Here is a 22,225-nt window from a genome sequence, read left to right on the forward strand (position 1 = left end):
ACGAGCATTGATTCGTCACCGCCACCGGAGTGTTTACAATGATCCGATTTCCCTCTTTTCGCCCTTTAACCCTGTGCGTGATGGCCGCCGCCGGTCTGGCAAGCGCATCGCTTCACGCGCAGTCCAATAGCGAGGCGACCTTTGCTGGCGGCTGCTTCTGGTGCATGGAACCGCCTTACGACAAACAGCCGGGCGTGAGCGCCACCATATCCGGCTACATGGGCGGCGAGCTTGAGAATCCGACCTACGAGCAGATATCCCGAGGCGGTACTGGCCATGCGGAAGTCGTGCAAATTGAGTATGACGACAGCCAAATCAGCTATGAACAGCTGTTGGAGATTTTCTGGAGGAACATAGACCCCTTCGCCGTCGACCGCCAGTTCTGCGATAGCGGTGATCAGTACCGGTCGGCGATCTTTTATCATAATGATGAGCAGCGGGCCTTGGCCGAAGCGTCGAAAGCCGAGATGGAAGCCCGTTTCGATCAAGAGATAGCGACTCAAATCGTTCCTGCCAGCGAGTTTTGGGCAGCCGAGGAGTATCACCAGGATTACTACGAAAAAAATCCGCTACGCTACAAATTCTACCGCCTGAGCTGCGGTCGGGATGACCGTCTAGAAGAAGTGTGGGGCGAAGAAGCGGGCGGCCCTACTGTCGAGTAATCTCACCCCGTTAGCCTCAAAACGCCAAGGCGGTTGATTCGCCTTGGCGTTTTTATGGAACGATTCCCTATGCGCCCTGCCCTACTAGCAGGTTTATATGATGGCGACTCATTCATTTGGGCAAACCGCCATTTTTCTACTAAGGTAGAAAGTCAGCATTAATAGACCAGTCGGCTAAAGGGCTGCTCTATCTGATTAAACGCCCCGTTGATCTAAAGATAGGAGATCTTATGAGCAACACCATTACGACAGTGAACCCGACCACCGGCGAAACGCTTGAGACCTATACGCTGATGGATGAAAGCCAGGCCAAGCAGGTAGTCGAGGCCAGTCATGAGGCGTTTCTGGATTGGCGGCTCAAGCCGCTCGAGCACCGCGCCAAGGTGGTGAAAGCCATTGGCGAAGCAATGAGCGCGCATAAAGAAGAGCTTGCCGACCTAATGGTTAAAGAGATGGGCAAGCTGCCCTCGCAAGCGCGTCAGGAAGTGGATCTTTGCGTCGGCATTTGTGATTACACCGCCGAGCATGGTCCCACCAAGCTGGCTGATGAAGAGCGCAAACCCGGTAACGGCGAGCGCGGCATCGTCACCTACTCCCCCATGGGCGTGATTTACGGCATTCAGCCGTGGAACTTCCCTGCTTACCAAGTAGTGCGCTACTCCATCGCCAATATTATGGCAGGTAACAGCGTGCTGCTAAAACACGCTGAAAACGTGACGGGCAGCGGCCTGCTGCTGGAAAAAATCTACCGTGAAGCGGGCCTGCCGGAAAACGTTTTCCGTACGCTCGTCATTTCACACGATGTGTCCGACACTGTCATCGCCCATAAAGCCGTACGTGGCGTGACCTTGACCGGTAGCGACGGCGCTGGCCGCAAAGTGGCCGCTAAAGCCGCCGAGCATCTGAAAAAGACCGTACTAGAGCTAGGCTCCAACGATGCCTACCTGGTGTTGGACGATGCCGACCTGGACGTGGCAGTAGATACCTGTGTCACTGGCCGCGTGTTTAACGGCGGCCAAACCTGTGTGGCGGCAAAACGCTTTGTGGTCACCGAGAAAAACTACGAAGCGTTCAAAGAGCGCTACGTGGCACGCATGAAGGACTTGAAAGCGGGCGACCCGACCAAAGAAGATAGCGACCTAGGCCCGATGGCCCGTGTCGATCTTCGCGACGGCCTTCACGAGCAGGTGGAAGAGAGCGTGCGTAAAGGCGCGAAAATCCTCTGCGGCGGTGAGAAGCCGGAAGGCAAAGGGGCGTTCTACCCGGTCACCGTGCTGGATAACGTCACCCCCGGACAGCCCGCCTACGACGACGAGCTGTTTGGCCCGGTTGCCGCGTTGATTCGCGCCAAAGATGATGAAGACGCCATGCGCATCGCCAACGACAGCCGCTACGGCTTGGGCGGCGGCATCATCTCCAAAGACGTGAAGCGTGCCACCGAGCTTGCCAGCAAGTATTTCGATACCGGCATGGTGTTTATCAACGGCTTTGGTGTGGCAACGCCTGAAATGCCGTTTGGCGGCGTGAAAGATTCAGGCTATGGCCGTGAGCACGGCGGCTTTGGTATGCATGAGTTCGTTAATGCGAAATCGGTGATTGTGGTGCAAAGCTAACATCACCAAGCCCATCGGCTCACGATGGGCTAACCCATAAAAACGCCGCAGTGTCGTTTCACGACCTGCGGCGTTTTTATGGATAGCGTATTCTAAAAGCAGCGTTAGGCGATTTGCCGCCGACGCTGCCATAGCGTCATCAACAGTGCCACCACCAGCCAGCTTACCAGCGCGGCGATCACGTCATCCAACACGATGCCCAACCCGCCGTTAACGTATTCCGCTAAATGAATAGGTGGCGGTTTCAAGCCATCGAAGAAGCGGTAGACGCCAAACGCCAAGGCCAGTACCAGCGGATGGCGAGCGGCTTTTAGCCCCAGCACTACCAGCGGGAAGGCGACGTACTCATCGGCGACAATGCTACCGTGATCCAAACCATCGTAGTGCCACGCCGCGATATGGCACACCGGCACCGCGGCCACCAGCATCAGCGCGATGATGGCAGCCTGCTGTCCGGTCGGGCGACCCAAGAGCCACCACGCCAGCGGCAAGCCAATCAATGAACCAAAGGTGCCTGGCGCAACGGGCGCTAGCCCTAGCCCAAAGCCGGTCGCTAGCCAAAAATTAATCGTATCGAGCATTAGCCAGCCTGCTGTGCCTGACGTTCAAGCTCTGCCGCCATCTCTGGCGTTAGGTTTAGCGCGCTGGCGAGTTGATCCAACCATGCCCGCTCCATGGGGTTTTGGTCGTCAATCACTGCCACGCTGATCAGATACATCTCGCGAGCTGCCTGGGGGGAATCCGCCTCACGGGCGAGTGACTGGGCATCCAGCGGCGCTTTTAGCTGCTGTTCCACCCAGCGGTGCATCTCCTCATCCGCGCCAAGGGCATCAATCTGATCGGTAATTAGCGCCTGCTCCTGCTCATCGATATGACCATCCGCCCGGGCGGCCATGATCATTGCCTGCAACAGCTCCAGGCTGCGGCGCTCTTGATACTCACCGCTCAGCACCTCGACGCGCTCGCCTTCTGATGAGGATTGGGTCGCCGCTCCTTTCTTTTCCTGCGAGCTTTGCCACGCTTTCCACGCCAGCATGCCTACACCCGCAATCGCGCCATATTTCAACGCTTTACCGCCCATGCTACGGCCACGTTTGGAACCCACCAGCATGCCCATGGCACCGCCGCCCAGCAGGCTTTTCACATCAAAACCGCTGGAACCGCTGCTTTGACGTGTACCTTGGCTGCTATTACCGCCTAAATGGCGGGAGAGCCCATCAATCACACCTTTGACATCCATGCCGCCGCTGCTGCCTTTGCTACCACTGGCCTGGCTCATCAGCTGCTGTAGAATTTTGCTTGCGTTCATCCTTGCACTCCTCAATAAACATTCGTTCGACGGGGCAAACGCGGGTCGTTTAACCCTTGTTATAACGCATGCTACATGAATGCAGCATGAATTAACCCCGCGCTAGCGCTTAGCTCAGCGCCCCTTTCACCGCGACCGAACTGCCATGACGGCTAGCGCTCACCTCAATACGAACCGGCATCTGCTCTTTGAGTTCGCTGACGTGGGAAATAATCCCAATCATGCGGCCGCTCATTTGCAGCTCGCTCAGCATGGCAATGGCTTGATCCAGGGCGTCTTGGTCCAGGCTGCCAAAGCCTTCATCGATAAATAGCGTATCGAGCTGAATACCGCCCGCGTAGGCCTGCACCACATCGGAAAGCCCCAGCGCCAGCGACAGCGCCGCCATAAACGACTCCCCACCAGAGAGCGTGGCCACCGGGCGATTTTTGCCGGTGTAGGTATCAGCCACGTCTAGCTCTAGTCCAGACGCTTTATTGCCTTTAGAGGGGTCTTCCCGGCGCACCAACTGGTAGCGCCCACGGCTCATGCGCACCAAACGTTCAGATGCTTGAATCAACACATCATCCAGCAGCACGCCCAGTACAAAGCGCTGCAGGCTGATGCGGTGGCCGGTGCGGCCGTTGGCGACATCGCTCAGCGTGCCCCACAGCTGGTATTGGGCTTCCAGCTCCGCCTGGGAGGCGTGGGCAGCCGCCAGCTTTTGGTGAATGTTTTGCAACGTGGTTAATCGCCCATCCAGTTGCCGCCAGGTCTCTAGCTGGCTGTTTTCTTGAGCCTGTGCACTTTCAGCCTGGGCAGTCAGTGCGGCGAGATCCGGCGGCGTTTTTTCCACCAGCTGGGTTTGGTAATTCTCTAGCGCGCCCTCAAGCTCGGCCAAGCGGCGTTGATACGCCTCCACCCGATGCGTCAGCTCATGCCGCTGGGCATCATTCAGTTGGGCGGCCTGATATTCCGCTTCATCACCAAAGGGGCTAGCCTGCAACGCGGCCTGCCACTCGGCGTGAGCCTGCTGAAGCGACTGCTCGCTACGCTCGACCCGCTCGTTCGCCCCGCGTAACTGCTCTTCCGCCCGCGCCAGTTGGGTCTGGCTAGTCGAAAGCGCTTGCTGGGCGCTCTCCCAGGCCTTTTCAAGCTGGGCGATGTGCTGCTCCAGCTCATCCAGGGTTTGGCGCATTGCTTCAGGATGACGGGCGTCTTCCGGCAGCGACTGGCTCAGCTGATCACGTCGGCTCTCTAGGCGTAACGCGCTCTCTTTTGCCTTTTCCACCTCAGGACGCTGGGCTTTGAGCTGCTTATCCAGCGTGCCCCACTCACGTCGCAGCGACTCCCGTGCAGCGGTTTGCTGGCGAATCTCAGCCTCAACCTGCTCCCGGCGCTGTACCTGTTGGCGCAGGTCTTCATAGGCCTGTTGTAGTGCAAGCAACGGCTGGCTAGCCCACTCCCCCAACTGCTGGGTAAGCCGCTGAGCCTGCTCGTTGTGGCTGTCGATGTGCTGAGTGAGCTGATGGTGGTGACGCTCTGCACGTTGCAGTGCCTGGCGCGCCTGTTCTTGCACCGTTCTAGCGTCTTCCACCTGAGCCTGGGTGACCAACTCGGCGCGATTTATCGCTGGGGCGGGATGCTCCAGGCTTCCACATACCGGGCAGGGGGCATCCTGCTCAAGGGTCAGCGCTAACAGCGCGGCCTGGCCCTGGTGCCAACGCATCTCCTGCTCAGTGGCGTAGCGTTCGGCACGCTCGGTCTCGCCTTGTTGGTGGCTGAGCGCGTTTTTAGCCTGCTGCTGTTGCGTGGTTAACCCCTGGCGCCGCTGGGTGAGTTCATCCAGCTCTTGGCGCAGGGCTAGCAGGTGGTGATGGCGGCTTAGCTCAGCGGGGGCGCTCGCCAGTTGCTGAAACTCACTCTGCAAGCGTTCCAGGTGAACGCCAATGGCTTCGCCCTGTTGGCGAATGCCATCTAGCTGCCGCTCATCGCGCTTAAGCGCCTCATCGGCTTGTTGCCAGGCAGTCTGAGACGTTTGAAAGTGCCGCTGCAGCTCACTGAGCTGCTGGCTCTTTTGAATAAACTCTCCCAATTGACGGTGCCGCTCCCTTAGTTCTGGAAGCTCTACCTGACGCTGGCGCGCCGATTCTAACGCCTGCTGCGCCTGCTCAGCGCTAGTGCGCTGCGTCGTTAACGCGGCGTGCGCCTGGTGCTGTTCCGCCTGAGCAGTAGCCAACGCCTGCTGCGCTTGGTCTAAAGCGGCTTTTTGGGGGCGCAGCGCTTGGGCATGGGCGCTTTGCGCTAACCGTAATTGGCTGTTGTCGACCTCGCCGCGCTGCCCAAGATGGCGAGCTTTATCGGCAGCCAGTGCGTCCCGAGCCTCAAATTGGCGCTGCAGCGCCAGGGCTTCATCGCGCTGCTGTTCGGCGCGGCGGCGTTGCTGCTGTGCCGTTTCAAAGCGCTCACGCGACTGGCCCACCTGAGGGGTAAGCGCCTCCATCTCTTGCGCCAACGCGGCTTCGCTCTCAAGATCCCCCCCGGCAAGAATGCCATTGATATGCTGGCGATGATCGCTCACCGCCCGCTCGATTTGATTAGCCTGAGTGCGCAGGCGCTCTTCAATACGCTGGAATACCTGGGTTTGAAACAGCTGGGAGAAAATGACTTCGCGATCTTTGGAGCCTGCCAGCAGCAGTTCGCGGAACTTACCCTGGGGGAGCACCATCACCTGACGAAACTGATTGGCGTCTAGGCCTATTAGCGCTTGCAGCTCGGCCGTGGCATCGGTGACCTTACGCGCCACTAGGCACTCGTCCTCCTCGCCTTCTGGAGTGAGTCGCCACAGCTGGGCTTCTGCGGTTTGTGTCATTGTGCCTTCGCCGCTGGCTTTGGGACGCTCCTGCAGAGGCACTCGGCGCACCCGATACATGGCATCACGCAGGCGAAACGTCAGGCTGACTTCGGTGAGCAGAGAAGCATCCGCTTGGTCGCAGCGCATCTGGCCCGCGTCCCGCTCGTTGCCGGTGGTTTGGCCGTACAAAGCAAAACAAATCGCATCGAGGATCGAGCTTTTACCCGCGCCGGTGGGGCCGTTAATCAGAAACAGCGGGCTTCTGCCTAGCGCAGTAAAATCAATCGTCTCCCTGCCCGCAAAGGGGCCAAAGGCCTGCATGGTCAGCGTTAATGGCGTCATGCTTGGCCCTCCTGCTCACAGCTCAGGGTAGTGATCAACTCGCCCATGGCACGGGCCTGGGCGTCGCTCATTGGCTCGCCGCTGGTTTGAGTGAAGAAGTCGCTAAACATATCCAGCGCGCTGAACGCGAGCCGCTCGCGGTCTAGCTGTTGGCGGCCTTTCGCTTCCAGCATGCCGGGCTTTTCCAAGTGCAGCACGTTGGGGTACACCGCCCGCAGTTTGCCCATGGGGTCGAGAATGGCGTGGCGGTCGGTGAGGCGCACCAGCAGATAGTCATCGGCGTGGGGGTCAGCGGCCGCTTGGGCCAAAAGCTGGTCCAGCTCACCTTCTAGCACGCGCACGTCCCGGCGGGGCAGCAGCGGATGGTGGGCTATTTGGGTGACGCCTTCGCTGCCCACCTCAACAAGGGTGACGCCTTTGCGCTGGGTGGCTTCGGAAAAGCTGTACTTCAGCAGCGAGCCGCTATAGCGAATATGTTCGCCACCGCGAATTTGAGGACCGTGAAGGTGGCCCAGCGCCACGTAGTCAAAGCCCTGCATGGGTTCCCAAGCAACGCTTTCCGCTCCGCCCAGGGTGAGCGGGCGTTCGGAGTCGCTGGCGGTTCCGCCATCCACAAAACAGTGGCTCATCAGTAGCGTCGGGCGGCCCGGCTGGCGCTGTGCCTCAATGCGCTCCAGCAGGTAGCGGTGGGCACTGTCGAAGTCGCGCACGTCTTCGCCAAACTCGCTGCGTACATATTCTGGGTCGGCGTAGGGGATGCCGAAGATATCCAACGTGTCATCGCCAATCGTGAGCGTGACCGGCTGGTCGCAGGTGGCTAGGTCGGTGAGAATATGCAGCCCGGCCTGGCGCAGGTGGCGTGCGCCAAACCCCAGCCGCTCGGCACCGTCGTGATTACCGGAAATCATCACGACCGGCAGGCCACGCTTCTCGCACAGCTCGCCTAAGATCTCATCCAGCAGCGTGACCGCCGCTGCCGGAGGCACCGAGCGGTCGTAAATATCGCCCGCCACCAGCACGGCATCCACTTGCTCGCGGTCGATGATCTCCAGCAGCTGCTGCAACACATGACGCTGGTCTTCCAGCAGGGAAAGGTTGTGAAACAGCCGCCCTAAATGCCAATCGGCGGTATGAAGTAATCGCATGACAGGCTCGACACAGAAACGTTAGCTGCATCATAACAACCTGACACCGCGACGCTAGCGCTTAGGGAGTGATAGGCAGCTGACGCTTGTGCGCCGAGCGCTGGTAGGTTTGGATAATGGTAGCACGGGCGCTCTCGCTTATTTGCTCGCCGGTAAGAAAGGCATCGATATCCGCATAGCTAACGCCCAGCGCTTCTTCGTCGGCGAGCTGTGGTTTGAGGGTTTCCAGGTCGGCGGTGGGCTGTTTTTCTACCAGCGCTTCCGGTGCCCCTAGCACGGCGCCGAGCTGCCGCACCTGGGCTTTGGTCAACCCGGTGAGCGGCGCAATATCGCAGGCACCGTCGCCATACTTGGTAAAAAAGCCCATCAACGCTTCGGCCGCTTGGTCGGTACCTACCACCAACCCTGCGTTGGCGCCTGCTACGGCGTACTGGGCCACCATCCGCTGGCGCGCTTTAATGTTACCCAGCACGAAATCCCGCTGATGGGCGTCGGTAAAGCCCAGCCCACCGGCTTCAAGCGAGGCCAACAGCGCATCGCTGGCCGCCTGAATATTGACCGTCAGTACGTTATCCGGCTGGATAAACGCCAGCGCCTGCAGGGCGTCTTCTTCATCCTGCTGGGTGTCGTAGGGCAAACGCATAGCGTAGAAGTGCGCCTCGACTCCCTCTTGGCGGGCTTTTTCGACCGCTAGCTGCGCCAGCCGACCGGCCACAGTGGAATCGACACCGCCGCTAATGCCCAGCACCAAGCTCTTCTGCCCAGTGCTCACTAGCTGGCGATATAAAAATGCCACGCGACGCTCCACTTCCTGCTGCGGATCAAGGGTGGGCGACACCTGTAGCGCTGTCTGGATATGGGCCTGATTGGCTTGATGAGCGATGGCACTCCCCTGCCCCTCTACCACGGCTGAGTGATGCTCAGGTAGGCGCTTCAGCGCGTAGTGGGCGGCAGCTAAACGCACCTCGTTGCGGTCACCGGAAAAGCGCCGCGTCTCGGATATCAGGTAGTACTGCTGTTCGTGGTAAAACGCCCAAGCAAAACATACCGTACCTACTGGAATGCCGTCGTGGGGCTCTGGCCCGGCAATGCCGGTATTAGCCAGGGCCACGTTGGCATCGTTGTTGGCCAACGCCCCCAGCGCCATCTCTTTGGAGGTGGCCTCGCTGGTTAATCCGCACGTCTCAATGGTATGGGCGCTCACGGAGAGATAGCGCTGCTTCGCGTCCGGGGAGTAGACGGCCAAGCCACCATCTATTGATTGGCCGCTGCCGGGCACTCGCGCTAGCTCCGACACGATCAGCCCAGCCGTGCAGGACTCGGCGGTGGCGAGTTTCAAGGCGTGCTTTTGCAGATAGTCGCGGACATGTTCGAGCAGTTCCATTGCCATTTCCTTTTTTGGGGTATGCCTGCGTGTTGAAATCCCTCAAGCCACTATAGGTAATCCCTGCCATTTGTCGAAAGGCGGCCAACCCACCCCGGCATGCCGTTTCGCGCTGAAAGCCGCATAAAAAAGCCCCCATCGCAGGATGGGGGCTGAAGGCTTACCGGATAAATTTAATCTAGATTAGTCCCGAAACGCATCCGGATAGGTCGTTAAGTCAACGCCCCACAGCATCGGCAGCAGGAAGTAGACCGCGGCCACGATGAGGAACATCGCAATGATGTTCAGCCAGAAGCCGTTACGCACCATCTCGATGATTTTGATTTTGCCGGTGGCGAAAATGATCGCGTTAGGCGGCGTGCCCACGGGCAGCATGAAGGCGCAGTTCGCCGCCATGGCCGCCGGTACCATTAGCACGAACGGGTGAATATTCAGCGCCAGCGCCAGCGACGCCAGTACCGGCAGGATCATGGTGGCCGTGGCCGTGTTGGAGGTGATTTCGGTCAGGAACAGCACCATACCGGTGGCCAGCAGAATCACTAGCAGGAAGTTCACGCCTTCCAGCACGCTCATTTGGCCGCCAATCCAGGAAGCCAGACCCGACGAGCCAAAGCCTGCAGCAATCGCCAAGCCGCCGCCGAACAGCAGCAAGATGCCCCACGGTACGTCTTTGGCCACGTCCCACCCCAGCAGGCAGCCGCCTTTGTTGGGGGAAGGAATGAGAAACAGCGCCACAGCAGCGGTGATCGCAATCATGGTGTCGTTAATGCCAGGGATGTTAATGATCTGGCCTTGCCATAAAAACGACCGAGTGATCCAGAAGAACGCGGCGAACAGGAACACACCGAGTACCGCCTTCTCTTCGAAGGTGATCTTACCCAGCGCCTCTTTCTCTTTACGGATCAGCGCACGGCCGCCCGGCAGTTTGGCGAGCTTGATCGGGTAGATGAAGCGCGTCAGCATCACCCAGCCAATCACCAGCAGCGAAACGACCACCGGGAAAGCGAACATCAGCCACCCCGCGAACGAAATCTCGACGCCAAACAGTTCATTGACGATGGCTGCCAGGATAATGTTCGGCGGCGTGCCAATCAGGGTGCCCAAACCGCCAATGGTGCCGCCATAGCCCACACCAAAAATCAGCGCTTTGCTGAACTTATCGATCTCTTCACTGTGGTCACCTTCGGTTTTGTTCAGCTCCTGGGTGACCTGGTAGACAATCGCGGTGCCAATGGGCAGCATCATCATGACGGCGGCGGTGTTGGATACCCACATGGACAAAAAGCCCGTTGCCGCCATGAAACCGAACACGATGCTGTTAATGCTGGTGCCGAGCACGGAGATGATCGACAGCGCAATACGCTTGTGCAGATCCCACTTCTCCATGGCCAAGGCAATCATGAAGCCGCCCAAGAACAGGAAGATGATCGGGTTACCGTAAGCCGCCGTGACGGCGCTACCCTCCAGCGCACCGGTAATGGGCAGCAGTATAATCGGCAGTAGCGAGGTCACGGGAATGGGAATGGCCTCGGTGATCCACCACACCGCCACCCATAAGGTGGTGGCCAACACCATGCGCCCTTCGAAGCTCAGATCGGCCGGGTGGAAAAACAGCACCACCAGTGCAAACAGCAGCGGGCCCAGCACCAGACCGATCGTCTGAGCCCGGTTGTAGGCAGGGGGTTTTGGTGGTTGGCCGCCGGGGCCGTGACCGTCTTGGGCGTCGTGTGACTCTCCGCGCGATGCAGCGCCACCCGCACTCGAGGTCGGCAACGCACACATCAGGAGGTTTTTGACTTGGTCGTGGGAGTGCCAGAGGTGGTCCCACAGCGTCATCGTGGCAGTTCTGCGCATTATAAATGTACCGCTCGCAGTCAGGGGGAACGAAAGGGCTCAGGAGGTGGCTGGCCCGATGGCATGTCTAACCAACGCCACTGGCGTTTTCGGTGCCCTTTATTCACTGCAATAGGCCATTAGTCCAGTCAATTGGCGACGATTACAACCAAAGTCTAACCACTTTAGTCGCAATGTTTAGTCACTACTAACATTAAACGAAACCACCTTTTACGGAGATATCATCGTGTTAGACCGCTTTACCATGCCGATGACCCAGCGCCCGCTTCGCTATCTGGCGCACGCCTTGCATCATCGACACATCACCCCGGATCAGGTCACGCTGGCAGCTTTTATCATTGGCATCTGCGCCCTGCCGCTGCTGGCGTTCGAACAGTATGGGTTGGCACTGGCCGCCATCGTGCTCAATCGTCTGGGAGATGGGGTAGACGGCGCCTTGGCCCGCCTGAGCGGCCAGCAAAGCGATGCAGGGGGCTTTCTGGACATTGGGCTCGACTTTGTCTTTTATGCGGCGGTGGTGCTCGGTTTTGCACTGGCGGACTCGGCGCAAAATGCCCTCCCCGCCGCGCTACTGCTGTTTGCGTTCATTGGTACCGGCACCTCCTTTTTGGCCTTTGCTATTGCCGCCAAAGCCCGCCAAGTAGAGCGCCCCAATTTTCCTAAGAAAGCATTTTATTATTTAGAGGGCTTGACCGAAGGCACTGAGACGGTTGCCGCCCTGGTACTGTTCTGCCTGTTTCCGAAGGCGTTTCCGCTGCTGGCCAGCCTGTTCGCCGCTGCCTGTCTAATCACAACGGTCACACGTCTATGGGGCGGCTACTGGACACTGCGCGCATGACCCGACGATGACACCATTGTTAACATTTTGTATAGCTTTTATGAACGCCTTTCCCGAGTCGCTGGTCTATTCTGTGAGTATGAGTCAGCCGTGCCTAAGGGGTCTGGAAGACGACACGGCTGCTCTCTTTGAGGGGGATCACCCACATTACCCGAATTGGGGAGGTCAGATGATCCGTCAACATATTTTCAAAGGCACTCAGCCTGGCAGCCGAGAACATCTTGAGAAATATCTTATGGAACAAAAACATAGTCGTGAAAAAGCAAAACAGCTAGACGTAGTGACCGTCGCGACCGTGTCGTTCTTCGCGGGATGCCTGGTCACTTTACTAGCCACCTTCACGTTCTAGCACACACCGCTTTGTGCCCACAGACAGCGAAATCCCCACGTGAAACGTGGGGATTTTTTTGTCCTGCTTGATTCATGTGAATTTTTGCAGACAGCCGAAACGGGTGATTGATTCTCACCCACCCCTGTATTACTCTCGAAGAGTACAAGACGCGTATAAATAGCGTTTTGATATTTCTGTTGCTCTTGCCGAGCAGCCGTTGGCATTCACAAGGAGTCGTGGCATGCATACTCATTCTCTAGTCGATATCTCACAAGCGGGCTTGAAACTCGCCATTCAAGAAATCAAGGAAGAGATGTTCGATACCCCGCAGTGTGACTACACCATTGCGAAACTGCTGAGCCACTGTGGCCAGTTCGACGCCGCCGAGCGACACATCGACGACATGCTATTGAAGTGGGGAGCTTCCCCGGACGTCGTAGCCCTGACCGAACGCGCCTATGCCGACATGGCGAGCTTAAACGCGCAGCATGCCGCCCACGCGTCCGTGGCGATGTCTCAGCGCGCCTCAGCCTTGACCACTTCTAGCGCCGTTGCTTAAGCGTTCAAGCGACCGTGTAACTCCCTATCGCTATAAACGGCTTGCCTCTTTCCAAGTGGCAAGCCGTTTTTATGTTCAGTCCAAATGATCCAGCGTCACGACGATGTCCTGGGTAGAGACATCGACGTTCCAGAAGGTATAGCTGTCGTCGTCTTCATCGACCAAACGGATATCGAAGTAGGGGCTCGTGTAGCCCGTTAGCGTGACACGCTGCGTGTCCCCATCTGCGAGCACGTCACTTCCCAGTACATCCTCTTCCCAACTCTTTGAGTCACCTGGGCTTACGTACATATAGTAAATGGTATAGCCAGTACGGTTGGTGATATCCACATAGTAGTCGGCGGCCATGACCAACGACGAACTACACATCAACAGCAGTGCAGCTAACAACACTTTCATACGCATGGAACGTTCCTTTTTCTTTTTTTTAACAGGCGGGAGGTGGCATAAGTGCCGCGCTGCGGTAATGCCCCACAGCCAACAAAGTATAATCTGGCGCTGAGGCCAAAGATAGCGGGTCACGTTTTTTTACATGCACGCCCAAGATGCGCCCGCAACTGGTAGAATGCTGCCCCTTTCAGGCGTGTGGTGGCTAACCGCCTCACCGCATCCCTCCTCCTACTACCTGAGAGTCGCGCAATGATTGCCACCGTCAATGCCATTTTTCGGCCAATTTTACGGCTGGGCCTTATCCCTCAAATTGTGATTGGTATTGCCGCTGGGGTGCTGCTAGCTCTATTCACCCCTGGGATTGCCAGCGATGTTGCGCTACTTGGCCAGCTGTTTATTGCTGCGCTGCAAGCGGTTGCGCCGATTTTAGTCTTCGTACTGGTGGCGGCGGCCATTGCCGCCCACCAAGCAGGCCAACCCACCCATATCCGCTCGGTATTGGTGCTGTATGTCGCGGGTACGCTGATTGCCGCGCTAATTGCTGTGGCGGCCAGCTTTGCGTTCCCTACGGAGCTGGCGCTGGATGCAGGCCAAGTTGATGGCAACCCTCCCAGCGATATTCTTAGCGTGCTGCGTGATCTGCTGCTCAACGCGGTCGCCAATCCCGTGACGGCCCTGATGAAAGCCAACTTCATTGCCATTCTGGCCTGGGCAATTGGCTTAGGTCTAACGCTGCGCCAGGCCAGCGACACTACCCGCCAAGCGCTTAGCGATTTATCGGCGGCGGTTACGCGTATTGTCACGCTAGTGATTCGCTTAGCGCCGCTGGGTATTTTCGGCTTGGTGGCCGGTACGCTGGCGGAGTCTGGCGTTCAGGCACTGCTGAACTACGCCCAGCTATTGGGGGTGATCGTTGGCTGTATGCTATTTGTGGCGCTGGTGAGTAACCCGCTGCTGGTCTATTTAGCCACCCGCCAAAATCCTTACCCGCTGGTATTCGCCTGCCTACGGGGCAGCGCCATTACGGCGTTTTTCACCCGCAGCTCGGCGGCCAATATTCCGGTGAACCTGGAGCTGTGCCGCCAATTGGACCTGGATGCCGATACCTACGCGATCTCCATTCCGCTGGGCGCCACCATCAATATGTGCGGCGCGGCGATCACGATTACCGTGATCACCCTGGCCACCACGCATACGCTGGGCATTAGCGTCGACTTCCCCACCGCGCTGCTGCTCTGCGTGGTGTCGGCCCTCGCGGCCTGCGGCGTTTCTGGCGTGGCGGGCGGTTCATTAATGCTGATCCCTATGGCCGCTAGCCTGTTCGGCATTCCTACCGAAGTCGCCATGCAAGCGGTGGCCATTGGCTTTGTGATTAGCGTGATACAAGACTCCACCGAAACAGCGCTCAACTCCTCCACCGACGTGCTGTTTACCGCCGCCGCCTGCCGAGCGCGCAAGCTCACCTAACCACTTCTTTATTGCTTGTCGATTGACAGCCCGCTGTTCCTTATATAGAACGTTCTATAAAAGGAACAACGGGCAATCACCATGGACGCGCACTCTCTTGTTACGTTAGGCCAACACCTCCAAACGCTTCGTAAAACTCAGGGCTTCTCGCTGTCGCAGCTTGCCAGCGCGGCAGGCATCGCGAAATCCAACCTATGCCGCTTAGAACAGGGCAACGGTAACCCCACGCTGGACACCATTTGGCGGCTGGCCGTCCAACTCAACGTTCCGTTTGGCACCCTGGTGGCACCGATTAGCGTACCGCTCGGTGAGGATGGCGTGCAGGTACAGTTGATCGACCAGGGTAAGGGCGTGCCACAGGTGGATGCCTACTGGATGCGCTGCGCGCCCAATACGCTGCGCCACGCCGAGGCCCATACCCCGGGCACGCGGGAAACGCTGACGCTCATTAGCGGATGGTTAGAAGTAGGCCCAGAGGGTGCTACCACCACGCTCACCCCTGGCGAAAGCATCACCTTTCAGGCCGACCAGCCGCACCTGTACCGTACGCACACCGATGAAGCCACCCTGCTACTCACCGTCACCTACGGCCAAGAAGGGACCCCACCATGAGCCAGCCAGCCGATCACACGGTGCACGCCAACCACTCACCGCTGCGCTCTGCCTTACAGGGCGTGCGTGAAGCAATTCCGTTGTTAGGCGGCTATATTCCGGTCGCGCTCTCGTTTGGTTTGGTCGCGACCCAGGCCGGTTTTACCACTTGGGAAGCGGCCGCCATTTCAGCGCTGATCTACGCGGGTGCCTCGCAGTTTCTGTTCGTGGGCATGATTGCCGCTGGTGCGCCGCTATGGCTGGTGGTGGCCATGACGCTACTCATCAACGTGCGCCACGTGGTGTACGGCCCCAACTTGGCCGCGCTGCTGCCTAGTAGCCGCCACTGGCCTTGGCTAATGCACGGCCTGACCGATCAAGTCTTTGCTTTGGCGCTCACACGGCTCCCCCAACTACCGGAAGTAAAGCGGTTTAGCTGGTTTGTGGGTGCCTCGCTGCTGGCGTGGGCGGTGTGGATTATCGGCACGGTAATAGGCGCGACCGGCGGCGAAGCAGTTACCGCCCGCTGGCCGCTGCTGGGGGAGATCATGCCCTTCGCCCTCCCCGCGCTGTTTCTCACCATGGTGGCACCGCGCTTTACCGACAAGCGCTGGGCCGCCGCTATGCTTTGTACCATTCTCGCCGCGCTAGGGTTAAACCTGGCCGGGTGGAGCAACGTGGCGATTCCCCTTGCAGCCGCCTGCGGCGCGCTGTGCTTCTACACGGTCACGTTCCAACCACGGAGGAGCCGCCCATGAGCAGCGCCATGTGGATCGCCGTCATTATCTGCGCACTCGGCACGCTGCTTATGCGAGTGGTGCCCTTTTTATGGATGCAGCGGCGGTTGGGCAGCGCAACGGGAATGAACGCCATGCCCCAATGGCTGGTGATTCTGGGCCCCATGATGATTGCTGCCGTACTGGGCGTCTCGATAGTGCCCGTCAACCCCAGCGCTATCTCTTGGTTGGCCACCGCAATTGGCCTGAGCGTCACCCTACTGGTGTGGCGTCGCCTGCGCTCACTGGGCTGGCCGGTGGCGGCAGGGGTGGCGGTTTTTGGAGCGGTGGAGGTGATCGCCTACATTTGATAATGCTTCAGCGACAGGTGCATGACATCAATACCGTCCTGAAATACCTGATACTGGTTACGGCCACTTCGCTTGGCGTGATACATGGCGGCGTCGGCGTTATTGAGTAATTCGTGTTCGTTGCTGGCGTGGTCTGGATATAAACTAACCCCGATACTGGCGCTGATAGAGCGCTCGACATGCCCCATCAGGCAGGGTTTAGCTAACGTGGCTAGAATTTTTTCAGCGACTCTTACCGCATCCTGCGCGTGCTCAATCTCACTGAGCAGAATGACGAACTCATCGCCCCCTTGACGACAGACGGTATCCGTAATGCGGATACACTCGCCCAGGCGTTCAGCCACTGCTTGTAGCAAACGATCACCCAAAGCATGGCCTAGGGAATCGTTGATACACTTAAAGTTGTCGATATCCAGGTACAGCAGCGCCACTTGATGCCGATGGCGTTTGGCCAAGCCAATAGCACGGGAAAGCCGCTCGGCAAACAGAAAACGATTGGGGAGTGACGTTAGCGCATCATACTGCGCTTGGTAAGCAAACTGCGCAGAACGCGTCAGCGACTGGCAGGCATCGTGAAATACCACCACCGCGCCCACCGTGAACCCTTGATGGTTATGAATAGGAGCCGCCGAATCTTCGATTTCTAGCTGGCTGCCATCTTGACGAATCAGCATACAGTTCATGGCCAAACCGACGGTTCTATTTTCCGTCATGGCCCGACGTGCAGGGTTCGTCGCCGTGTGAAAGGTTTGGTTATTGACGAGTTTTAGGATGTGCTCCACGGGCTTTCCCAGCGCATCGCTGCTGGCCCAACCGGTAAGCTCCTCTGCCACCCGGTTCAAGTAAGTCACTCGGCCCTGCACATCAGTGGTTAAAACAGCATCGCCGATCGAGTTTAGCGTTACCTGTGCCCACTCTCTTTCGGCCTGCAGGGCGGCCTCGGCACCGCGTAACCGCTCGTCGGTACTCTGCTCTCCCCCCTCTTTTGAAGAATCATTATTGCGATGGCAATCACCGTACAGCATGACATCACTCCCCATGTGTAATCTGGTCCGGGATGCATTTTTTATTCTTTGGTGTGGTGTAACAGTGCAGCAATACTCATCGATAGGGTGGCGCCGCGATCCCTGCAGCGTGCAGTGCAACATCCTGTTTAGGCATCTCCGTTGCCTCACTGAAGCAACCTTAGACGCCGTTGACATTATTGACTGTGCGCTACCGAACATGGCAACAAAATATGTGTAACGTTTGTTATTTGTCGCGATCTTTTACCACTTTGGGCAGCGCACTCTTTCATGAATCCACTACCCTATGTGCGATAGCGTACAGAGTTTTTTACCGTGCGCCCTATACTTAAGAACGGTACGTTCGGCGACGGACGACATTCAAAGTGGCCGATTAAAAAACACTTAAAAAAGCGCCTCACATCGTTCAATTTCACCAGACGCTGCGCGAAAGCTAGGAATAAGGGAGATATTCAATGCTTCAAACGCGTCATTTTCAGCAAAATGCCTTGCTTGGCCTACTGCCTGAAAAAGAACTCGAACACCTGTTGCCACATCTTGAAGAAGTATCACTGACCCTGGGCCAATCGCTGTCTGAATCTGGCCGGCACATGAGCCACGTCTACTTCCCATTGGATGCTATCGTCTCACTGCTGTGCGTTATGGAGAACGGTGATTCAACAGAAATTGCCGTGGTAGGCCACGAAGGCTTAGTGGGCGTTTCTCAGTTTATGGGGGGAGAAACCACATTAACTAGCGCCATCGTACAAAGTGCTGGGCAAGCCTATCGCCTAAAAAGCCACCTGCTCAAGCGTGAGTTTGACCGAGCAGGCACCATGCAACGCCTACTGCTGCGCTATACCCAAGCATTACTCACGCAGATGGCGCAAACGGCGGTGTGCAACCGCCACCATAGCTTGGATCAACAGCTGTGTCGGTGGCTACTCCTCAGTCTAGACCGGCTGCCCGGTAATGAGCTGATTATGACGCAAGAGCTGATTGCCAACATGCTGGGCGTGCGCCGTGAAGGGGTGACAGAATCTGCCGGAAAACTGCAAAAGGCGGGGCTGATCTCCTACAACCGGGGCCATATTACGGTGCTAGACAGGCAGGGGTTAGAAGCCCGCGTCTGTGAATGTTATGCGGGGGTCAAAAACGAATATGACCGACTGCTGAAATATCCAGCCGTGACAATGGCTTGCTAATCCCGCCATAGATCCCTAAGCGCTCTAAGATAAGCACGAGTTGTGTACGCTAGCGTGCCGACGGGTGATTTACCAAATGGTAATATTCAGATGGGTTATCCATCTCTGGAACCCCATCTGCAGCCGACATCAAAATGAGAACCACCATCATTGTGCCGTTTGCCAGGTTCATTTGACCGGAGAGGCGCATGATTTCTATTTCCCGCGCGATCAATACCAACCGACTGCTGGCAGACCTGCCAAGCGCCGAACAGGCTGCTTTAGCCGCCTGCTGTGAAGTAGTGCCGCTCGCCTTTGGCGAAGTTATCTATCAGCCGACCGACACGGTGACGTACGCCTATTTCCCTATCGATAGCTTCGTCTCCAATATCGTCATTCTTAACAACGATAGCCGCCTCGAAGTTACCATGGCAGGCCTTGAAGGCATGCTCGGTATTGACCTGGTGCTGGGCTTCAACAAAGCGCCGCTGCTGGCCGTGGTGCAAGGTGCTGGCGTTGCCCTGCGTATCCCTGCGACACAGTTTCAAGCATTGCTACCCAGCAGCCCAACGCTGCACCAGCGGCTCATACGCTATCTCTATATCGTGATGAATCAGCTGGCCAATTCAGCGGCCTGCATCCACTTTCACCGCATTGAAGAGCGGCTCGCCCGCTGGCTGCTGATGACGCAGGACCGCGCTCAAAGCGACCATTTACAGCTTACCCATGAATTTCTTGCCATGATGTTAGGCGTTCGACGGGCAGGCATTACCCTCGCCGCCCTTGCCCTGCAGCAACGCGGATTGATTCGCTACCACCGTGGCGACATCATCATTCTAAACCGCAGCGGCTTAATGGCCGCCGCCTGCCAGTGCTATACCCAGGATTGCGCGCTGTACGCCAACGCCATGGCCACGCCTTAACGGGCCCACAACGACTACGCCCGGCTTTAAGCCGGGCGCGGTTCGTTAGTGCTTGGCGATTAGCGATTACTTACCAGTGGTATTTCACGCTGCCGATCACACTGCGAGAAGCACCATAATAGCAGTAGAAATCGCAGCCGCTCACGTACTCTTCATCGGTGATATTGTTCACGTTCACCTGCGCGGTCCAGCTGTCGTTAATATCGTAGCTGGCCATGGCATCGTAAAGTGTGGTGGAAGGCACATCGCGGTTAATGCCACTGCCAGGACTCGGTGACGTTTCACCGATATAACGCACGCCCGCCCCAACGGAAAGCCCAGGCAAGCTGCTGCTCATATCGTAATCCAGCCACGCTGAAGCCATATGGAAAGGCACCAGCGGCACACGCTCATCCTGCTGGGCATCGCTAACATCGTAGCGCGCATCGGTGTAGGTATACGCCGCGGTGAGCTGTAGATCATCAGTGAGGTAGCCCACACCTTCAATCTCCACACCCTGCGAACGACGCTCGCCAGCCTGCTCTTGCACCGGCGCACCGGTGGAAATCAGCGTGTTGTCTTCTTCCACGTCAAACACGGCAACGGTCACATAGCCATCCACATCAAACGGGGCAATTTTCACACCGGCTTCTAGCTGGCTACCTTCCAGCGGCTCATAGCTAGCACCATCCGGCCCGATACCCGCGACAGGTGTAAACGACTCGCTGTAGCTAAGGTAAGGTGAAATGCCGTTATCGCCCAGGTACATGGCGCCAGCGGTGAGTGATAGCTGCTCGTCATCGTAGCCCTGGCTGCTGCTACCGGTGACATCGCTGAAGTCGTCGCTGCTATCCACGCTGTCGTAGCGTGCACCCGCGAGGAAGACCCATTTATCCGCGACGCGCAGCTGGTCCTGCACGTAAATACCAAACTGGCGGCGGTCCACATCATGCTGGGTGGGGTCGCCGGTATCCGGCGCGGTAAAGGCGGCGTAATCCGGGTTGTAGAGGTCTACGGTATCGACGTTGGCGAAGAACGTAGAGCCATCGCCCAGGGTACGGAAGCTATCGCGGTTGGTGTAGTTCAGGTTCAACTCTTGATAGCCCGCGCCCACCAGCAATGTGTTTTCCGTGTTGTCGGTGTAGGTGCGTGCAATCAAGCGGTTATCGATGTTGAACGCATCGTACTCGCCGTCGCGATCAATCACGCCACGGGAAATACTGCGCGGCGGGGTAACAAACGAGTTGGGATAAACGTTACGCAACTCAAGATCTAAATGCGTATAGCGAGCGTTCTGCTGGAACTCCCACGTATCGTTGATCTGGTGCTCAAGCTCGTAACCAATGCCCACTTGGCGCTGATCCAGACGGTCGTAATCCGGCTGGCCCAGGTTGGTCTCGGGGTCGATTTGGCCGAACGGAGAGTCGTTCAGCGTACCCAGCGCAGGGAAGAAACCGGTAGTGGGCACGCCCTCATCTTTCTGCACGCTGGCCAGGAAAGTGACCGTGGTATCGTCGCTGACATCCATTTCCAGGCTAGGCGCAAAGTAGTAGCGCTCTTTCTCGCTACCGTTAAGCTCCCCTTCCCCATCGCGATACAGCCCGACCATGCGGTAACGCATATCGTCACGCTCGGCCACCGGACCAGAGACATCAATGCCCACTTGGCGATGCTGCTGGTTGCCCGCCTCAATTTCCAACGTGCCCTGTGGCTCGCTGGTCGGGCGCTTGCTGATGGCGTTAATCACACCGCCGGGAGGCGCTTCACCGTACAAAATAGAAGCCGGGCCTTTGAGCAGATCCACCCGCTCAACGCCAAACGTTTCATTCATCCACCAGAAGTAGCCGCCAGTGCGGAATAAACGCAGGCCATCTTGGTAGGTCGCGCTTTCCGCGCTGAAGCCACGTAAGAAGAACCAATCCGTGTTGTTGTCATCACCGTAAGGCTGAGAAACAACGCCAGAACGATACTGGAACGTTTCGTCATACTTATTAACGCCACGGGTTTCCAGCTCTGCCGCGCTCACGGTAGAGATCGCGCGAGGCGTTTCTACCTCGGGGGTATCTACCTTCAACGCGGTAGCGGTGACCACGGTGGTACCGGTGTTAATGGTTTCTTCTTGGGCAAGCGCGGCCAACGGCGCAACGCTCAGCATTCCACCGAGCGACACCACCAGTGAACGACGAATAGCGGCAGGCAACGGCGCGACGGAAAACAGCATGGTTTTACGGAGCATGAGTGAGTCTCAACGGGTATGAGGAGTTCGTTATAGTAAGACGAATGATACGGATTTTTATTCACAACCACAATCACTCTGTTGAGGCAAGAGGTTTGGGGAGGAACGGGGTGTTCGAAGGAGGATCGGTGGAAGAACCAATAGAGACAAATGAGGTTTTGAGAAACTGCGAATATGGCAAAGGAGCCGTTTACTGACGTTGGTCAGCGGCTTAAAAAGAAGGCGATCTAGGGGGAGAGACTAAGAAATGGTCGGCCCAGTAGGACTTGAACCTACGACCAAGGGATTATGAGCCGCTTACAAAGCGTGCCAATAATTGCCTTTGGCCGTTTTTCCAGTTACTTGTACATGTCTAAGCAGACTCTAAGGAAGGTCTGAATAACTGCCGATATTCATCACCGCTCACTTGAGCCGAGAAAAAATCGAAAATTCAGACATTCTTCTCCCGTTCTTTGTGTATTTTTGCCCGTTTCCCGCTCATTGAGCGGAAAACG

The 22,225-nt window shown here is 57.4% G+C and carries 19 protein-coding genes; 10 read left to right on the top strand and 9 right to left on the bottom strand.

From position 1 onward, the window contains the following. Window positions 1–38 precede the first annotated feature (38 nt). A complete protein-coding gene (msrA, locus tag AB6K10_RS18080) occupies window positions 39–662 on the top strand; it encodes a peptide-methionine (S)-S-oxide reductase MsrA (RefSeq protein ID WP_159342910.1) in 624 nt (207 codons plus the stop codon). A 230-nt stretch (window positions 663–892) separates the two neighbouring features. After that, on the top strand, window positions 893–2,275 hold the full coding sequence (locus tag AB6K10_RS18085) for an NAD-dependent succinate-semialdehyde dehydrogenase (protein WP_339119507.1): 1,383 nt from the start codon (window positions 893–895) through the stop codon (window positions 2,273–2,275). Window positions 2,276–2,379: 104 nt separating this feature from the next. On the opposite strand, the gene AB6K10_RS18090 is transcribed toward AB6K10_RS18085, so the two are convergent. From AB6K10_RS18090 to AB6K10_RS18115, 6 genes are all read right to left on the bottom strand, one after another. Further along, a complete protein-coding gene (locus AB6K10_RS18090; RefSeq protein ID WP_339119508.1) occupies window positions 2,380–2,856 on the bottom strand; it encodes a phosphatidylglycerophosphatase A in 477 nt (158 codons plus the stop codon). Continuing rightward, window positions 2,856–3,584: a tellurite resistance TerB family protein gene (locus AB6K10_RS18095; protein ID WP_159342913.1), complete on the bottom strand. Its 729-nt coding sequence runs from the start codon at window positions 3,582–3,584 to the stop codon at window positions 2,856–2,858. Before AB6K10_RS18095 ends, AB6K10_RS18090 begins: the two co-directional genes overlap by 1 nt. Window positions 3,585–3,693: 109 nt before the next feature. Next, entirely contained in the window at window positions 3,694–6,759 is a 3,066-nt protein-coding gene (locus tag AB6K10_RS18100; protein ID WP_339119509.1) for an SMC family ATPase, read from the bottom strand. Then, window positions 6,756–7,904 carry an exonuclease SbcCD subunit D gene (locus AB6K10_RS18105; protein ID WP_339119510.1) on the bottom strand — a complete coding sequence of 383 codons (1,149 nt, stop codon included), beginning with the start codon at window positions 7,902–7,904 and terminating at the stop codon, window positions 6,756–6,758. The genes AB6K10_RS18100 and AB6K10_RS18105 overlap by 4 nt, the downstream gene beginning before the upstream one ends. Before the next feature lie 61 nt (window positions 7,905–7,965). Continuing rightward, window positions 7,966–9,288 (bottom strand): ammonia-dependent NAD(+) synthetase, encoded by a 1,323-nt coding sequence (nadE, locus tag AB6K10_RS18110; protein WP_339119511.1) that lies wholly within the window; start codon window positions 9,286–9,288, stop codon window positions 7,966–7,968. A 183-nt stretch (window positions 9,289–9,471) separates the two neighbouring features. Next, the gene (locus AB6K10_RS18115) at window positions 9,472–11,142 is read right to left on the bottom strand and encodes a DASS family sodium-coupled anion symporter (RefSeq protein WP_254436386.1); all 1,671 of its coding nucleotides are present in this window, start codon (window positions 11,140–11,142) and stop codon (window positions 9,472–9,474) included. Between the two features lie 226 nt (window positions 11,143–11,368). Here AB6K10_RS18115 and AB6K10_RS18120 point away from each other — a divergent pair, with 226 nt between their 5' ends. After that, the gene (locus tag AB6K10_RS18120) at window positions 11,369–11,980 is read left to right on the top strand and encodes a CDP-alcohol phosphatidyltransferase family protein (RefSeq protein ID WP_159342917.1); all 612 of its coding nucleotides are present in this window, start codon (window positions 11,369–11,371) and stop codon (window positions 11,978–11,980) included. A gap of 572 nt (window positions 11,981–12,552) precedes the next feature. After that, window positions 12,553–12,870, top strand: a complete 318-nt coding sequence (locus AB6K10_RS18125) for a hypothetical protein (RefSeq protein ID WP_339119512.1) — start codon at window positions 12,553–12,555, stop codon at window positions 12,868–12,870. Between the two features lie 75 nt (window positions 12,871–12,945). Here AB6K10_RS18125 and AB6K10_RS18130 read toward each other — a convergent pair whose 3' ends face one another. Next, complete coding sequence (locus tag AB6K10_RS18130; RefSeq protein WP_339119513.1) at window positions 12,946–13,275, bottom strand: hypothetical protein; 330 nt, start codon at window positions 13,273–13,275, stop codon at window positions 12,946–12,948. Window positions 13,276–13,509: 234 nt separating this feature from the next. On the opposite strand from AB6K10_RS18130, the gene sstT reads away from it, so the two are divergent. From sstT to AB6K10_RS18150, 4 genes are all read left to right on the top strand, one after another. Continuing rightward, window positions 13,510–14,727: a serine/threonine transporter SstT gene (gene sstT / locus AB6K10_RS18135; RefSeq protein WP_339119514.1), complete on the top strand. Its 1,218-nt coding sequence runs from the start codon at window positions 13,510–13,512 to the stop codon at window positions 14,725–14,727. A gap of 81 nt (window positions 14,728–14,808) precedes the next feature. Further along, the gene (locus tag AB6K10_RS18140; RefSeq protein WP_339119515.1) at window positions 14,809–15,339 is read left to right on the top strand and encodes an XRE family transcriptional regulator; all 531 of its coding nucleotides are present in this window, start codon (window positions 14,809–14,811) and stop codon (window positions 15,337–15,339) included. Beyond that, the gene (locus AB6K10_RS18145; RefSeq protein ID WP_339119516.1) at window positions 15,336–16,076 is read left to right on the top strand and encodes an AzlC family ABC transporter permease; all 741 of its coding nucleotides are present in this window, start codon (window positions 15,336–15,338) and stop codon (window positions 16,074–16,076) included. Before AB6K10_RS18140 ends, AB6K10_RS18145 begins: the two co-directional genes overlap by 4 nt. Beyond that, complete coding sequence (locus tag AB6K10_RS18150) at window positions 16,073–16,405, top strand: AzlD domain-containing protein (RefSeq protein WP_339119517.1); 333 nt, start codon at window positions 16,073–16,075, stop codon at window positions 16,403–16,405. The genes AB6K10_RS18145 and AB6K10_RS18150 overlap by 4 nt, the downstream gene beginning before the upstream one ends. On the opposite strand, the gene AB6K10_RS18155 is transcribed toward AB6K10_RS18150, so the two are convergent. Then, a complete protein-coding gene (locus tag AB6K10_RS18155) occupies window positions 16,396–17,430 on the bottom strand; it encodes a diguanylate cyclase (protein ID WP_339119518.1) in 1,035 nt (344 codons plus the stop codon). The two genes, AB6K10_RS18150 and AB6K10_RS18155, sit on opposite strands and share 10 nt — an antisense overlap. 455 nt (window positions 17,431–17,885) lie before the next feature. On the opposite strand from AB6K10_RS18155, the gene AB6K10_RS18160 reads away from it, so the two are divergent. After that, the gene (locus tag AB6K10_RS18160) at window positions 17,886–18,614 is read left to right on the top strand and encodes a Crp/Fnr family transcriptional regulator (RefSeq protein WP_339119519.1); all 729 of its coding nucleotides are present in this window, start codon (window positions 17,886–17,888) and stop codon (window positions 18,612–18,614) included. Between the two features lie 188 nt (window positions 18,615–18,802). Next, window positions 18,803–19,516, top strand: a complete 714-nt coding sequence (locus tag AB6K10_RS18165) for a Crp/Fnr family transcriptional regulator (RefSeq protein ID WP_339119520.1) — start codon at window positions 18,803–18,805, stop codon at window positions 19,514–19,516. Between the two features lie 70 nt (window positions 19,517–19,586). On the opposite strand, the gene AB6K10_RS18170 is transcribed toward AB6K10_RS18165, so the two are convergent. Next, window positions 19,587–21,731: a TonB-dependent siderophore receptor gene (locus tag AB6K10_RS18170; RefSeq protein WP_339119521.1), complete on the bottom strand. Its 2,145-nt coding sequence runs from the start codon at window positions 21,729–21,731 to the stop codon at window positions 19,587–19,589. Between the last annotated feature and the right edge of the window lie 494 nt (window positions 21,732–22,225).

The organism is Halomonas sp. BMC6 (assembly GCF_964204995.1).
GTDB lineage: Bacteria > Pseudomonadota > Gammaproteobacteria > Pseudomonadales > Halomonadaceae > Vreelandella.